Origin of the sequence: Winogradskyella sp., assembly GCF_003712105.1 — a bacterium.
Classification (GTDB): Bacteria; Bacteroidota; Bacteroidia; order Flavobacteriales; family Flavobacteriaceae; genus Winogradskyella.
This window is the reverse complement of sequence record NZ_RHLG01000001.1, coordinates 510,158-526,760: the sequence shown is the minus strand read 5'-3', so window position 1 is coordinate 526,760 and position 16,603 is coordinate 510,158. Positions and strand designations below refer to the sequence as shown.

General features: G+C 33.3%; 11 protein-coding genes and 1 tRNA gene. 2 read left to right on the top strand and 10 right to left on the bottom strand.

The features are described 5' to 3' along the window. Positions 1 to 74: transfer RNA gene (locus ED556_RS02500), tRNA-Ala, on the top strand. Positions 75 to 96: 22 nt separating this feature from the next. Here the strand turns inward: ED556_RS02500 and ED556_RS02495 are convergent. The 6 genes from ED556_RS02495 to ED556_RS02470 all read right to left on the bottom strand — a co-directional run bounded on the left by ED556_RS02495 (position 97) and on the right by ED556_RS02470 (position 11,129). Beyond that, positions 97 to 948 (bottom strand): alpha/beta fold hydrolase, encoded by an 852-nt coding sequence (locus ED556_RS02495; RefSeq protein ID WP_296318986.1) that lies wholly within the window; start codon positions 946 to 948, stop codon positions 97 to 99. Then, positions 948 to 3,686 carry a PD-(D/E)XK nuclease family protein gene (locus tag ED556_RS02490; protein WP_296318984.1) on the bottom strand — a complete coding sequence of 913 codons (2,739 nt, stop codon included), beginning with the start codon at positions 3,684 to 3,686 and terminating at the stop codon, positions 948 to 950. The genes ED556_RS02495 and ED556_RS02490 overlap by 1 nt, the downstream gene beginning before the upstream one ends. 70 nt (positions 3,687 to 3,756) lie before the next feature. Next, complete coding sequence (locus ED556_RS02485; protein ID WP_296318983.1) at positions 3,757 to 5,142, bottom strand: OmpA family protein; 1,386 nt, start codon at positions 5,140 to 5,142, stop codon at positions 3,757 to 3,759. A 115-nt stretch (positions 5,143 to 5,257) separates the two neighbouring features. Next, positions 5,258 to 6,652, bottom strand: a complete 1,395-nt coding sequence (locus ED556_RS02480) for an OmpA family protein (protein WP_296318981.1) — start codon at positions 6,650 to 6,652, stop codon at positions 5,258 to 5,260. A gap of 123 nt (positions 6,653 to 6,775) precedes the next feature. After that, positions 6,776 to 7,969, bottom strand: a complete 1,194-nt coding sequence (gene kbl / locus ED556_RS02475; RefSeq protein WP_296318979.1) for a glycine C-acetyltransferase — start codon at positions 7,967 to 7,969, stop codon at positions 6,776 to 6,778. A 28-nt stretch (positions 7,970 to 7,997) separates the two neighbouring features. Continuing rightward, positions 7,998 to 11,129 carry an exodeoxyribonuclease V subunit beta gene (locus ED556_RS02470; RefSeq protein ID WP_296318977.1) on the bottom strand — a complete coding sequence of 1,044 codons (3,132 nt, stop codon included), beginning with the start codon at positions 11,127 to 11,129 and terminating at the stop codon, positions 7,998 to 8,000. Positions 11,130 to 11,244: 115 nt separating this feature from the next. Here ED556_RS02470 and ED556_RS02465 point away from each other — a divergent pair, with 115 nt between their 5' ends. Beyond that, positions 11,245 to 11,853 carry a superoxide dismutase gene (locus tag ED556_RS02465; RefSeq protein WP_296318974.1) on the top strand — a complete coding sequence of 203 codons (609 nt, stop codon included), beginning with the start codon at positions 11,245 to 11,247 and terminating at the stop codon, positions 11,851 to 11,853. A 447-nt stretch (positions 11,854 to 12,300) separates the two neighbouring features. Here ED556_RS02465 and ED556_RS02460 read toward each other — a convergent pair whose 3' ends face one another. The 4 genes from ED556_RS02460 to ED556_RS02445 all read right to left on the bottom strand — a co-directional run bounded on the left by ED556_RS02460 (position 12,301) and on the right by ED556_RS02445 (position 16,578). Continuing rightward, positions 12,301 to 14,199 (bottom strand): amidophosphoribosyltransferase, encoded by a 1,899-nt coding sequence (locus ED556_RS02460; RefSeq protein ID WP_296318972.1) that lies wholly within the window; start codon positions 14,197 to 14,199, stop codon positions 12,301 to 12,303. 73 nt (positions 14,200 to 14,272) lie between these two features. Beyond that, complete coding sequence (locus tag ED556_RS02455) at positions 14,273 to 15,199, bottom strand: PfkB family carbohydrate kinase (protein ID WP_296318971.1); 927 nt, start codon at positions 15,197 to 15,199, stop codon at positions 14,273 to 14,275. Between the two features lie 56 nt (positions 15,200 to 15,255). Continuing rightward, positions 15,256 to 15,867, bottom strand: coding sequence for an START domain-containing protein (locus tag ED556_RS02450; RefSeq protein ID WP_296318968.1), 612 nt, complete (start codon positions 15,865 to 15,867; stop codon positions 15,256 to 15,258). 69 nt (positions 15,868 to 15,936) lie between these two features. Continuing rightward, the gene (locus ED556_RS02445) at positions 15,937 to 16,578 is read right to left on the bottom strand and encodes a ribonuclease H family protein (protein WP_296318966.1); all 642 of its coding nucleotides are present in this window, start codon (positions 16,576 to 16,578) and stop codon (positions 15,937 to 15,939) included. Between the last annotated feature and the right edge of the window lie 25 nt (positions 16,579 to 16,603).

Below are 16,603 nucleotides of genomic sequence, written 5' to 3'. Positions count from 1 at the left end.
GGGGCATTAGCTCAGCTGGCTAGAGCGCTACGCTGGCAGCGTAGAGGTCATCGGTTCGACTCCGATATGCTCCACTATTTACAGTTTATATTTTATTCAAGGATTTTTCAAGACAAAAAAATCGATTACTGATTTTGTGACAATCTGAAGCTCAGGTGAAAGTGTATCTTTTTCCCAAGGCTGTTTTACATTAAACACGTGGTCAGCGTTTTTTATAATTTCTAATTGGCTTACAGGGTTCCATTTGTTTAAGGCATATGCTTCATCTATTAAAACAGAAGTATCGTTGTCTCCATGTATGATTAAATGCGGGATTTTTAATCGCTTTTCAGCAGATTCTATATGTAATCGGGCTTCATTTGCTTTAAAATCTTCGTAGAATTGGTAATAATGCGGCATTTGCTGCTTTGTTCTACCATTAAGAACGTACTTGACTCCACTTTCTTTCCAAGTTTTTAAATCGCCAATAGTCGCAGTTCTTTTCCCAAAATCGCAAACACTAGCTAAGGTAATTAGCTTTTTAACTCTAGAATCTTCGGATGCTTTTAAGATTGTAATTCCACCACCACGACTATGACCAAGTAAATTAATATTGGTTTCATCTACATTTGTGTCATCTTCAAAAGTACTTTGAACCCAATTAATAACATCGTTTAAGTCATCTAGCTCTTTAGTATAGTTGTTGTTACCAAAAGCCTCTAAATCTGGAAAATCAATCGGATTGTCTACTGTACCACCATTATGCGAGAAATTAAACTTTATAAAGCAGAAGCCAGCTTCAGCTATGGTTTTCGCCATTAGATTCCATGCACCCCAATCTTTAAACCCTTTATAACCATGGCAAAAAACCACAATAGGACGATGATTACCGTTTTGGGTTGAAAACACATCAATTAATATTGGTTTTTTGTTTGTACGTTCTAAAATGATATTCTTTTCAATAAGCATTAGTCTATTTCTTTTTCAATAAAATCTATATCAGAATTGCAAATTTCGGTTATTAGGGTTTTTAGTTGAGTTTCAAAGGCATGTAATATATCTTCTGTAATTATTTGGTTTTTAGATCTACTTGTAGCAGTTTCTTTTTTACCAAATTTTAAAAATCCTTGCTTTAGATTTTTAAAGGAAATAATTCCGGCCTCAACCGGGAGCTGTACTTTATTTTGTTTTTGCAGCATATAGGTGTAGCATAACACTTGAAAGGATTTACTGTATTTATTATAATCGGTTATTAAATCATCCCATTCCACAACTTCAACCTTGTTTTGTTCTACTTTCCCAGATTTATAATCTATTATTCTGGTGATGCCATTAAACTCATCAATGCGGTCGATTTTTCCTGTAAGATTAACATTAAAATTTAAGCCTTCAATAGTAATAGGAGTAGTTTCTTCGGCTTCAATTGCCAAAATTTTTATTTCATTACCTGCTTTAAGAGCTTCAATTTCAGAATTTATGAAGTTTGAAATATAGCGTTTAGCAATTTCAAAGATTATAAGGTTTTTACCTTTTGTGAAATCACCTTTTTTAAACTCTATTTTAAAATTTTGGGTAACGCTTTTATGGATGGAAGATTTCATTTTATTGAGATCATCAATTTTTAAAATCTCACCTTCTAATGGCTTATAGAAATCTTCCAGAGTATGATGTATAATTGTTCCTAAAGTATTAGCAGCGACAGTTTCTTCAACTTCCTCAGGGTTTTTAACACCAAGAATCTTTTCAAAGTAAAAATCTACGGGGTTTCTCATATAATTCGTTAAGGATGAAGGCGAAAACCCCTTTTCTGAAAACTCTTTGAGTTTTTCTAAGACCTCAGAACTTTTTTGAATTACTGTAAGTTGTTTTTTTGTTTTTGGGATATTGGGAGACACTACTTGATGATTAAGGTTGTGAATCCCTTCAACTTCGAGTTGAGTAATAAACCGACTTTTTTCACCACCTTTTAGTGCATCCACTTCTGTGTTATAAATAAGGTAAACGTTTTTTGCTCTTTGAATTAGACTATAAAAGTGATAGGTATAAACCGCATCTTTTTCTTTGTATGTAGGAAGATTATTTTCAATTTTTATATCAAAAGGAATAAAGGAATTGTTTGTTTTACCACTAGGTAAGATACCTTCATTTACAGAAGTAATAATAACTGTTTCAAAATCTAGAACTCTTGACTCAAGCATACCCATAATTTGCAAACCATCTAAAGGCTCTCCTTGAAAATCTAGTGTTTCAGTACTTAAAAGTTCTTTGTATATACTATGTAAAGTTGAGATGCTTGAGATATATTTATATTTCGTATTAAGATTGGATATCTCATTAAACAAAACATTAAAGCGGTATAGATATTCGAGCTCAAGAGGTTTGAATGTGTCTCCAATACCTTCTTTAATTGTATAAATCAATTTTAAGCAGGTATCGATACTTTTAGATATAGATTCTCCCCAATTACTAAAAAGTAAGTTTAATAATACTGTGTCAGTATCTTCAGAAAACTCTAATAAGTTATCTTTAGTAAGATATGTGATGTTGTTTTTGTGTAGTGCTTGTATGATGGCGGTTCTTGACTTTAGCACATAATTAAGCATTTGATGCGATAATATCTTAATGACATCTTTATAGTAAAATCTACTTGAAGGAAGCTTATGTATTCTGAATAAATCATCGAATAACGATGCTAACGGAACGCTGCTTAGTTTTAGACCCATTGTAACATTTATAGGGCCAACAGTTTTGGGTAAAGAATTTAATATAGGAGTTAATAGAAGTTCATCTCCTAAGACTATAGCTGTATTATTTAAGCTTTTAGAGTCTTGTATAAGCGTATGTATTAGATGACCTACATATTTACTTTGCCCGATAGCTTTGGGACAACCAACTATGTTTATGGATTTCTTAGTTGCATAATTATCTACAATCCAATTAAAATTATTTTGTTCAAAATAGCGCCAATTGGATTTGTATTGGCTTGTAAAAAAACCAGCACTATGGATGGGGTTATTAATAAAAGAGGTGTCAATATTCCAATAAATTAGCCCTAAATTATTTTGAAGAAGCTCTTGGATGATATGTTCTTCAGATTTGTTTAGCGCATTAAAACCAAGAAAAACGTGAATCTTAGTCGTGTTTTGAATATAAGACTCTAAATGCTCTATTGCTTCTCTATATATTAAACCTTGATAGGCAAAATCGTCTATCAGCAGATGCTCACTTAGCTTATTGTAATATTCTTTGAGGTTTTTCCAAAAATCAAGAAATTTTTTGGTTAACTCTGTTTGTTCTTCTTGAAATGACCAGTGATTTAACTCTTGAACAGCAGATAGATAATCAAATATATTGTTAGTAGGTATTAAGTAGCGATCAATTTCGTTAAAATCTTGAAGCACTATATTTGCCCATTTTGAAAAACTTTCGAAGGGTTCTAATTGGGCTGGATTGGTTTCAACTTTATAGACTTCATAAAACTTAAACAAAAGCTCTACACCACTAATTTGGGTTAATTGAGATAAATACTGAACAAAATCTTCTATGCTAATGATATCTGGAGCAAAAGAAGTTTTGTTAATATATTTATGGAGCTCACTCCTTAAAAAAACGCCTGCTCTTTTACTTGGAAGTATAAATACTAACTGTGAAAAGTCTAAGTCTTTAGACTTTAAATCATTTAGAACATCGTTTATGAAAATAGGCATTGCTAAAAATAAAAAACACTTTGGAAATCCAAAGTGTTTTAAAAGTATATCTTATTAAATAAAATAAGGCTTAATTTACGAGAATAATTTCTACACGCCTGTTTTGTTTTCTTCCATCAGGTGTTCTATTATCTGCTATTGGCTTATCTTCTCCATAACCAGCAGATGATAGTCTTGATCTATCAATTCCGCTTAAAATTAAATAATCTCGTACTGCAGATGCTCTTTCTTCAGAGAGTTGCTGATTAAATTTACTGTCTCCAATACTATCGGTGTGCCCAATGATATTGAATTTGGCATTTGGATTCGTATTTAAAAGCCTAAGAATATCTAACAACACAAGTTTCGACTCGTCTTTAATTTCTGATCTTCCTGGTGAAAAAAGTAGGGTTTTAGCATAATCATTTATTAATGTCTTGTCTTGCTCACTTAACTTAGGACATCCGTTGTTTTCAACTAGCCCCTTAGTATTTGGACACTTATCATATCTGTCAATAGTGCCATCACCATCAGCATCAGGCCATGGGCAACCATTATTTTCATTGGGTCCAGAAACATTTGGGCACTTATCTCTAGAATCAGTAATGTTATCTCCATCACTATCAGGGCAACCAAAAAGAGTTGTCAACCCTGGAACATCAGGGCATCTATCGCTTTTATCTTCTACACCATCATTATCAGAATCTGGACAACCATTAAAAGCCTCTAAACCCTTTACTTTAGGGCAAGCATCATCTGGGTCAGCGACGCCATCATTATCAGTATCAGGGCAACCATTAAATGCATATAAACCAGGCGTATCAGGGCAATTATCTTCTTCATCAGGGATACCATCTCTATCTGTGTCTTTATCTCCACCAAACTTGTGAGAGATAGATACTGAATGTTGAAAATGTCTAAAGCCATAGACCTCAAAAACGTGCTTATATGTGCTTTGGAGCTGGAAAGCAAATTTAGGAGCAAACCAATATTTTACTCCAATAGATCCATTTAAAGTTCCTGAACCAATTTTGTCAAGCCAAGTATAACCACCGCCACCACTGATGAAGGGTTCTATTTTACCAGAATTTGTAAAACTATAATTTATTGCTCCGTCTATACCATAATAGGTTAAATCAGGTACTCTATTAGTTTGTAAACTCCCATTAGGACCAGTACGTAAGTCACCAAATTTATCAATTCGATTTAAAGAACCAATTACTGAAAATGACAAATTACGCCCAAAACTTCGAGAAATTTCAATTCTAGATATAAAAGGAAAAATATTCCAATGGTCGTTAACATTGAAAAACTCATCGAAAAGATCGCCTTGAGGATCTGGTTGACCAACAGGCCAATAATCGACAGCATTTATACCTAGGCTAATGGCCCAAGGATTGTCTTGGTCTTGTGATATCGCAGTATTGTAACTAAATAACAATACATACATAAAAATTATTTTTAATAGCTTTTTCATAATTTTTACTGTAAGTTTTTGAAACAAAGATTGATAGCGCTAAATATATAATAAAAAAACGCTTCGAATGAATCGAAGCGTTCTTTGGTAATTATTTTAGTTTAAAAACAGTTTATTAGTTGGCTAAATTAATTTCAACTCTTCTGTTTTGCTTTCTACCAGATCTAGTTTTATTATCTGCTATTGGCTTATCTTCACCATAACCTTTAGATGATAATCTGAATTGATCAACTCCATTAGCAACTAAGTAATCTTTCACAGAAGAAGCTCTAGCTTCAGACAATGACATGTTTCTCTTTGCAGAACCAACACTGTCAGTATGTCCTTCAACAGTAAACTTCGCATCTGGATACTTATTTAAAATAGCAATAATATCAGCTAAAACTTGTTTAGATTCATCTTTGATAGAAGACTTACCTGTATCAAATAAGATTGTTTTAGCATATTCGTTTAACTGATCTTTTTCTTGTTCAGTGATCTCAGGACAACCATCGTTTGCTACAGTTCCTGCTACATTAGGACATTTATCGTCTTTATCTAAAACACCATCACCATCTGTATCAGGCCATGGACATCCATTATTTGCAGAAGGACCAGCTTCGTTAGGACAGTTATCATCAGAATCTTTAATACCATCGTTATCTGCATCAGGACAACCATTTAAAGCTTTAAGACCTGCAACAGTTGGACAATCATCTTTACCGTCAACGATGCCATCACCATCAGCATCAGGACAACCGTTAAATTCAGCTAAACCAGCTTCGTTAGGACAGTCATCTTTAGAATCTTCAATGCCATCGTTATCAGAATCTGGACAACCATTAAATGCAGCTAAACCAGCTTCTTCTGGGCAAGCATCTTCGTGATCGTAAATACCATCACCATCAGTATCAGATCCACCAAACTTAAATTTAACACCAAAAGCATGTTGGAAATGCGTAAGTAATTGGTCTTCAAAAGAGTGTTTGTATGATGTTTGTAGATTTAAAGCTACCTTATCTGAAACCCAGTAGTCAAGACCAAGTGTACCATTTAAAGTACCTGCTCCAACATCATCAAGCCATGTGTAACCACCACCAACACCTAAATATGGGTCAATAGTATTAGAACCTATTAAGTCCATGAAGCTGTAAGATACAGTTCCATCAACAGCAAAATATGTTAAATCTGGTGCACGATTTACCTGAGTTGCTCCAAAACCTCCTGGTACTGGAACTTCTCCTATTTTGTTTATTCTGTTAAGACTCCCAGCCACTGTAAAAGTGAACCCGTCATCTAAATATCTCGAAATAGTAATCCTTGATAAAAACGGAATTACATTATAGTGATCTGTAACATTAGCAAATTCATCTAAGAATTCACCTTGAGGAAGAGACTCGCCAACTGGCCAGAAATCAACTGCGTTTATTCCGAGACCAAAAGCCCATGGATTATTCTTATCCTGAGCATTAGCAGTGCTAAAGCTCGCTAGAAGCACAGCTACAAATAATAATCTGCTAAGATTTTTCATATTCTAAATAATTTAATTTTAAGTGTTAATTGTTAGCAAATGTAAGTTGTTAAATATTATTAACAAAGACAAATATATAAAAATATTGATATAACGCCTTTAAATAAAGAGATTCTAAGAAATTTATATTATTTCTAATTGTTTTCCGACGTTAACAAAAGCTTCTATAGCTTTGTCTAAATGTTCTTTTTCGTGTGCCGCAGAAAGCTGAACTCGTATTCTGGCTTTTTCTTTAGGGACTACAGGAAAGAAAAACCCAATAACATAAATATCTTTCTCTAAAAGCATATTTGCCATTGTTTGAGATAGTTTAGCATCATAAAGCATAACAGGCACGATAGCTGAATCACCGTCAATAATATCAAAACCTGCATTTTTCAAACCTGTTTTAAAGTAGTTAACATTCCATTCGAGCTTATCCCTTAACGAATTATCTTTAGACAAAAGCTCAAAAACCTTTAATGAAGCACCAACAATGGCAGGGGCTAATGAATTAGAGAACAGGTATGGCCTTGACCGTTGCCTCAAAATTTCGATAATTTCTTTTTTTGCAGTTGTGTAGCCGCCCATAGCTCCGCCCAATGCTTTACCAAGCGTACCAGTAATAATATCGATACGGCCAAGAACGCCTTTGGCTTCAAGTGTTCCGATACCATTATCACCAATAAATCCTGTAGCATGGCACTCGTCAATCATGACCATTGCATCGTATGTATCTGCTAAATCGCAAATTTCGTCTAATGGCGCCACTAATCCATCCATAGAGAACACACCATCTGTTACTATAAGCTTATGGCGAGCATTATTAGCATTAGCTTCAATAAGTTTGGCTTCGAGGTCTGCCATATCATTATTCTGGTAACGGTATCTGGAGGCTTTACATAATCTAACGCCATCAATGATTGAAGCATGATTTAGCGAATCGGAAATAATTGCGTCTTCTTTGCCTAATAAGGGTTCAAAAACACCACCATTTGCGTCAAATGCTGCAGCATATAATATTGTGTCTTCTGTACCATAAAACTCAGCAATCTTCTGCTCAAGTTGTTTATGAATATCTTGAGTTCCGCAAATAAATCTTACCGAAGACATTCCAAAACCATGAGTATCCATAGTGTTTTGGGCAGCTTTTATGACTTCAGGATGTGATGATAAGCCTAAGTAATTATTAGCACAAAAGTTTAATACTTTCTGACCATTATCAAGAGTAATTTCTGGACCTTGAGCAGAAGCAATAATACGTTCTGTTTTAAATAAACCAGCCTCTTTTATGTTTTCAATTTCTTTACTGAGATGTTCTTTTATTGCACCGTACATTTATAATTTTTTTAGTTACCCAAAGATACTATTTTACTTCTTCAATTATGAGCTGAGTGTTCATATAGATTAATAGTTTTTTTTCAATTTGATATCCCATGTTTTTTAAGGCATTTGCATAGGCGTTTAACTGCTTGTGATATTTGGGATAAGCTTTACCTGTTTTGTAGTCTATAAGTGTTGCTTTATTATTTTTAATAGCAACCCTATCTGGTCTTAAAAAATCACCGGTGTTTGTTAGGATACTTTTTTCATTTAAAATCTCATAATCAGTTTCAAAGTATTCAGCTAATTTAGGATGCTCAATTATTTCAATAATTGTATTTTTAAAACTGTTAATTTGAGACATTTTTAGTTGTCCAGACTTAACCATTGAATTAATTGCTAAATCTATATCATGTTTAGTTTTAATCATGGCCATTAAAAGGTGAATTATATTTCCGTGCTCAATTGCCCTTTCTTGGTCAGTATTCCATAATAATCCAGACCTAGTTATTACTTTTAAATTGTGAGATTCTTTTGAATTTGATATAAATTGAAATTGATTTTCTTTTTCAGATCTATTGTCTTTATTACTGTTTTTCGGAATTACACCTATTTCGTAATTGTTTTTATCATCAGCCCATTTCTTTATAGATAAAAGGTATTTTATAAATAATCCGGAATAGGTTTTATCATTAATCCGGCCATTTTTATCTATTTCTTTTTTAGATATAATGTATAGTTGCTCAATTGCTCTGGTTAAAGTCACGTAGAGTAAATTGATGTTTTCAAGCTCTAAAGATGATTTGTGTTTTTCATGAATGTCTTTCCCGATAGTACTATAATTCTCAAGGTCATTTGTATAATTTACCAGTGTTGAATTAAACCCTTCATAATTTTCGATATCTAATGGGAACCATACTTTTGGGTCTACTTCTCTGTAAATATTTAAATCTGCAAAAGGAAAAATAACAATTGGAAACTCTAGTCCCTTGGACTTATGTATGGTCATTACAGAAACGGCATCAATTGCACCAGGCACGGCAATACTAAGCTTGTCTTTTTTTGATTCAAAAAACTCTAAAAACGTTAGTATATCTGATTTGTACTTGTTTTCATAATCAAATACAATGTCGAGATATGATTGTACATAAGCATCAGTTGAAGTTTTACAAAAACCAAAACACCTAACCAGACTTTCAACCACTTCATAAATTGGCATCTGCACCAGTTGATTATAATTTAATTCTATTCCAAATTCATTTAACTCACTAAAAAAATGTTTCACATTGAGGTTGATGTATTTGGCAAAAAACTCGTGCTTGTCTTTTATAGGATAAAGTTTAGAAATGCTATTAAGCAACTCTAGCTTTAATTTTTGGTCAGTAGGATTAACTAGTAACTCTAATATTGAATTAAGCAATAATACATTCGGAGAGTTTATTAGTAATAGTGTCTCGGAAGATAGCACTCGCATTCCATTATCAGTTAAATAGTCTGAAACAGCAATGCCTTCCTTCTTTTTTCTAACTATAACACAGATGTCTTTTGGTTGATATCCATTCTCAAGGCATGAGCTAATAATATCTAATGTTCTTTTTGTATAAAGCTCAAAGCGTTCTTCATTAGTGGTAAAGTCTAAAAACGAAAGATTGACATAACCATCTTTGAGATTATGGGCTTGTTGCTTAGAACCAAGATATAAAGTCTTGTAATAGTTTTGATTAAAAAATGATTCAGAAATAAAGCCAAAGAAAGAATTATTGAAATCTACGATCGTGCGCGTGCTTCTGTAATTAGTAGTAAGGTTATTTATTTCTGGTTGAATTTGAAAAGGGTTTTCAATGTCTTCATATAAATTAATGAATTGTTGTGCATCTCCACCGCGCCAACTATATATAGCTTGTTTTGCATCACCGACCAGCATGAGATCACCATCAGTAGATGAAAGTGCATTATCTATTAATGGGATTAGGTTTTGCCATTGCATTTTTGAAGTGTCTTGAAATTCATCAATAAAATAATGCTTATACTTTTCACCTAAGCGTTCATATATAAAAGGTGTTGGTTGAGTTTTAATTTCATCACTTATTATTGAGTTAAACTCTGATATAAGCAACTTGTTTTCTTCTAATTTTAATGTGTCGAGTTCTTTTTGAATTTCGTTTAAAACCGAAAGTGGTGTTACATGCTTGTAAACAGCGTTATTAAATTTTAAATTAAATACTAGTGTCTTGGTTTTAACAAAAGCGTCCTTGAGTTCTGGTTGAAGCTCATCTATCACTGATGCTATATGTTGCGTTACGCGGTTTGGATATAACTTAGAATCTTCTAACAAATCGTTTTGCCAAGCTGCGCCAAATTTTACATTAAACTTTCCAAGCTTTAGGTTTAAAAAATAATTAGGTAATGATTTACGATTGAAATCATCAAACTCTAAACCTGCTTGTTCTAAAAGTTGTAAAACAAGCGAGGCTGCATCAATTATATGGTCTTGGGTAGCTTCTATTTTTTTAGCAAGCCTCGATTTAAGATTACTGAAATCATTAAGTGTTTTTTCTTTAAAACCTGTGAGATGGGTTTTATCGTTTTCATTAAGTAATAGTGTGCCAATTTTTTTAAAATCGTAAGCAATATTCCAACTTTTGTCATCATCGGCCTTTTCTATTGCAAAATCGATTAGTGTTTTTGTAAGGGTTTTATCTTCTCCTGTTTTTGAAATTAAGGCGTCAATTGCTTTGGTTAGTAGGTAATCTTCATCTAATTCTACTTCAAAATTTACAGGAAGTTTTAAATCATAGGCAAATGTTCTAATGATTCTGTGTTTAAAACCGTCTATAGTTGAGATGTCGAATGCCCCGTAATTATGTATAATTTCGTTTAAAACAGTTTTGGATTTTTTTCGGAGAACGTCATCAGAAATATTTAGCTCGGTGCAAATATCAAAGAACATAGGATGTGGATTATTCGTATTCTTTTTTGAAGAAAACAGCTTGAGCATACTAATAATACGCTCTTTCATTTCACCAACGGCTTTGTTGGTAAATGTTAGAGCCAGTATTTTTTTAAAATGCTCAGGTCGTTTGGCGTTGATGAGTAATTTTATGTAAGATTTTGCCAGTGCATAGGTCTTACCGCTGCCTGCAGAAGAATTATATATTTTAAAAGTTGAACTCAACTAAAGATTAATTTTATACCAAAATAGGTAATCTTAATATTTAATTTAGAAATACTACTTGTCAAAATCGTAAATTTGTTAAAATCTAATAATTAATACAGAAAATTTAAAAACTATGGCTTTTGAATTACCAAAATTAAAATACGCTTACGATGCTCTTGAGCCTCATATTGATGCAAGAACGATGGAGATTCATCATTCAAAGCACCATAACGGATATACAAACAAGTTAAACGCTGCTATTGAAGGCACTGATTTAGATGGAAAATCTATTGAAGATATTTTAACCAACCTTGACATGTCTAATTCTGGAGTTAGAAATAACGGTGGAGGTTTTTATAACCATTCGTTATTTTGGGATGTTATGAACCCTGAAGACAGAGGTTATTTATCCGGTGAATTAAGAGATGCTATTGAGGCGGAGTTTGGGTCTAAAGAAGCATTTATAGAAGCTTTTAGTAAAGCTGCTGCAACACGCTTTGGTTCTGGTTGGGCATGGTTATGTGTTCATAAAGGAGGAAAAGTTGAGGTATGCTCTACGCCAAACCAAGACAACCCTATGATGCCTGGCATTGGTTGTGGAGGCACTCCTATATTAGGATTAGATGTATGGGAACATGCTTATTATCTTAACTACCAAAATAGAAGACCAGATTATATTAGTGCATTTTTTAATGTGGTAAACTGGAACGAAGTAGAAAGAAGATACGCTGAGGCAAAGTAAAAAGCATCCTCAAAAAGACTATAAAAACCCAAACCGAAAGGTTTGGGTTTTCTGTTTTTTAAAAAATGAAAAAGGGTAAACAGAAGTTCACCCTTTTTGCCCCAAATCTACCATAAACTTAACCTACTTATGTTATGGTGACATCAAAGATATCTCAAGCAGAGTAATTTACTAGAATAACATAGACGAAACACACAAATATCAGTTTAAGAGATTTATTTTGTGTGGATTTTGGACTAATAGAAGAAATAGCTGGGGTTTTGTCCAATAAAAAAAGGCGATAAGAAATCGCCCTTTTTTGCCCCAAATCTACCATGAACTTAACCTACTTATGTTATGGTATACACTAATATAATTTTCTAATTGTTAATCTCAGACAAATATTAGATTAAATACAGTTTTATCGGATTAAACACAAAAAAGCCTAATGTTCTAATTCACAATATATTAATAAGCTCTTTCTTTATTTCCCTCATAAAAATTGATGAAAGCTCTATTTACAACTCTATTTCCTCCAACAGTTGGATAGTTACCAGTAAAATACCAATCGCCTAAATTTTTAGGACAAGCTTTGTGTAAATTCGCCACAGGTTGAAAGATAATTTTCACCTCTGCTTTAACGTCTTTATCACTTAACAATTCCGAAATCTTATCTGAAATTTCCTCATCAGAAAAATTGGCATAAATGTTCTTTACAAAATTTTTAACCTCATTATCTTTTAAGTTAACCTGAGCCTTACATTTTTTATATACGTCTTCTACAATGTCATATTTATTATGGTCTTTTAAAAGTGCTAAAGCTGCTCTAAAGGCGACTAAACTCTCAAGGTTTGCCATATCAATGCCATAACAATCAGGATATCGTATTTGTGGTGCAGATGATACTATGACAATTTTTTTGGGGTTAAGACGATCCATCATTTTAATGATGCTCTTTTTTAATGTGGTGCCACGGACAATGCTGTCGTCTATAATAACAAGGTTATCCGAAGGTTTTATAACACCATAAGTAACATCATATACATGAGCCACCAAATCGTCTCTACTACTATCTTCGGTAATAAATGTCCTAAGCTTAACATCCTTAATGGCTATTTTTTCTATTCGAGGTCTTTCAGATAAAATCTCTTCCACTTGTTCTGCAGAAATGGACCTCTTTCCACTAAGGATAGCTTTAGTCTTTCTCTGGTTTAAAAACTCCTCTACAGTATCTATCATTCCAAAAAAGGAAGTTTCTGCAGTATTAGGTATAAATGAAAAAACCGTATTTCTAGTATCATTATCAATAGCTTCAAGAACTTTAGGCATTAGTAATCTACCTAATTCTTTACGCTCTTGATATATTTCTGCATCACTACCTCTTGAAAAATAAATGCGCTCAAAAGAACAAGCTTTTCTTTCTAAAGGCTCAATAATTTTTTTAATATTGGTTTCGCCAGACTTTTTTGTAATTATTGCGTGGCCTGGCATTAACTCAATGACATCATTAAACGCAACATTAAAAACCGTTTGTATTACAGGGCGCTCTGAAGCAACAACTACAACCTCGTCATCTTTGTAATAATACGCCGGGCGAATACCTGCAGGATCACGAAGCACAAAAGAATCTCCATGACCTAATAGGCCAGCCATAGCATAACCACCATCCCAATCTCTTGAGGCTTTTTTCAGAATTTTAGCAATGTTTAAACGCTCAGCAATAATAGGAGAGCATTCTGCTTTACTGAAGCCTTCTTTTTTCAGGTCTTTATATATTTTAGAAACGGCGTCATCCAAAAAGTGACCAATTTTTTCCATTATGGTAATGGTGTCTGCTTTTTCTTTTGGATGCTGCCCAAGTTTCACCAAATTATTAAATAGCTGGCTTACATTGGTCATATTAAAGTTACCAGCAACAATAAGGTTTCTATGCATCCAATTATTTTGTCTTAAAAACGGATGCACACTCTCAACACTATTTTTACCAAACGTACCATAACGCACATGCCCTAATAACAACTCACCAACGTATGGAATGTTCTTTTTTTGAAGCGATACATCGTTTTGATATTCTGGATTTTGAGTTAATTCAGTATTAATACGCTCATTAATCTGTGCAAAAATATCTTGTATAGGTTGTTGAGCAACAGAACGTACACGACTTATATAGCGCTCACCAGGGTTTGTATCTAACTTAATACTTGCAAAACCAGCACCATCTTGTCCGCGATTATGCTGTTTTTCCATCATGAGGTACATTTTATTTACACCATAAAATGCACTACCGTATTTTTCTTTGTAATAATCTAAAGGTTTTAATAGCCTTATAAGTGCTATACCACATTCATGTTTTAAAGCGTCACTCATTTTGAGTTTATTAGTTGTTTTATTTTCAAATTAATGAAAACAAAAACGCGCTCAAATTTGAGCGCGTTATAGATTATGTTAGTTTTATTTCAAATTGTGTCAAATCTTGAAACTGCTTCAGGCGTTTCTTTACTTCATCTGCTTTTAGATTTACCATACGTTGCGTGCCAAATTTTTCGACACAAAACGACGCTAACGCCGAACCGTAAATGACGGCTTGTTTCATGTTCTCAAAAGAGAAATTATTTGTTCTTGCTAAAAACCCTGAAAACCCACCAGCAAATGTATCTCCTGCACCTGTTGGGTCAAAGACTTCTTCTAATGGTAAAGCTGGAGCATAGAAAATATTATCGTCATGAAACAGCAATGCACCATGCTCTCCTTTTTTGATAACAACATACTTTGGTCCCATTTCATGAATCTTTCTTGCAGCCACAACCAAAGAATATTCTCCAGTAAGTTGTCTTGCTTCCTCATCATTAATAGTAATAACATCTATATGTTTTATAGTTTCAAGCAGTTCGTCCAAAGCGCTGTCCATCCAAAAGTTCATAGTGTCTAAAACCACTAGCTTTGGTTTTTTATCCATTTGATTTAAAACACTCATCTGAACAGATGGATGCAAATTACCCAACATCACAACTTCGGCATCTTTATAAGTATCCGGTACAATTGGGTTAAAATCTGCTAGTGTATTTAGTTCTGTTACTAGGGTATCTCGCGAATTCATATCGTTGTGATATTTACCGCTCCAAAAGAAGGTTTTACCGTCTTTTACAATTTCTATTCCAGAGATATCAATATTACGATCACTTAATAAGTCTAAATACTCTTGAGGAAAATCACCACCAACAACAGAAACTACAGTAGAATCAACTTTAAATTGAGAAGCCGCAAGGCCTATGAATGTAGCTGCACCACCTAAAATTTTGTCGGTTTTACCAAAAGGTGTTTCAATAGCATCAAACGCTACAGTACCAACAATCACAAGTTTACCCATGGATTAAATTTGAAATTTCAGTGCAAATATAATGTGATTAATAACAAACTCATACTTTATTTGCTTAAAAGGAGTTCTGTTGTATCACTAAACTTTTCTCTTAAGTCCGAAAATGTTTTGAAAGGTCCTTTTATTAGTAGTTTATTGACAACAAATTTTGGTAATGAACCTTCAGGGTTAACTAGTAATTGTTGTGTTATTTTAGTCTTGCGGTCTTTTTCTTCTAAAAGCCAAAAGCCCATAAGTTTTTTTACTCGTAATGTTTTGTTCTTTTCAGGAATTGCATCTGGTAAGGATTCTAGCTTTAATTTGTATTTATAATCATTGATTTTAATAACAGTTAGAAGTGTTATAATATCTCTATCCTTTACTGGCCAAGGTAAGTCTTTACGGGCGTAAAATAGATGTTCGTCTTCGCTTTTTTTCTTTAAATAATAGCTAATACCAGATTTGCATTCATCAAAATATTCTGGAGCTGTAAGTAATTCTTCAACCACCTTTTTTATCGGAACATTAACAGTAGTCACAGCTTTGTATTCATCAAAGCTTTCGTTTAATAAAGACCTAGTAAAAATTTTTATCTCGTTGGAGTCCTTTTTTAGTTTCCAGTCGGTTTGGGCATTAGAGAAGACTGAAAAAACTGCTATTAAAATGAATATTTTTTTCATTGCAACTTAAAACATTTACAGCTTTTGTTGTTTCAAGATGCAATTCATTACATTTTTTGAGTGTTAAATTTATTTTCGTCCAAAGTCGGCAGGTATTTCTCCCCATGCTTTAGTTTCCCATTTTACAATTGTTGTAGCATAAGTATTTTTCTTAAGCCATGTTACAGCTCTATCGACTAAGTCAAAAACAGGCTTATTTTTTTCATTACGTTCTAACTTAGAATTACAGTTTTTTTTACGTACCCAGCTCATTGCAGTTTTGGAATCTGTATATATAATACGATTGCTATTTTGTTGTTTTAGCAATGCTAAGCCATGGACTATTGCTAAAAATTCGCCAATATTATTTGTACCTTCATCAAAAGGCCCTTGAATAAATAATTGTTTTTTTGTTTTAGTGTCTACACCGCGATACTCCATTTTACCAGGATTACCACTAGAAGCTGCATCAACCGCTATGGAGTTGTAATTTGGTTGGCCTATTTTTTTGAGTTGTTCTTCTGAGAGTTCACTTTTAAAAGTTTTTGATTTCCCAATGTAATCTTTTGGACCATCTTTAAGCGCCTTTTTAGCGGCTTCAAAAGACGAAAAGGATTTGTATTGTGCGCCTTTAAAATCTTTTATTTGAGCTTTGCAGTCATCCCAAGTCTCAAAAACCCCAGTATGATGACCTTTCCAAACCGTGTAATATTTCTTTTTCTTTTTAGACATGTCTCATTTGGTGGCTGAGGTTCTC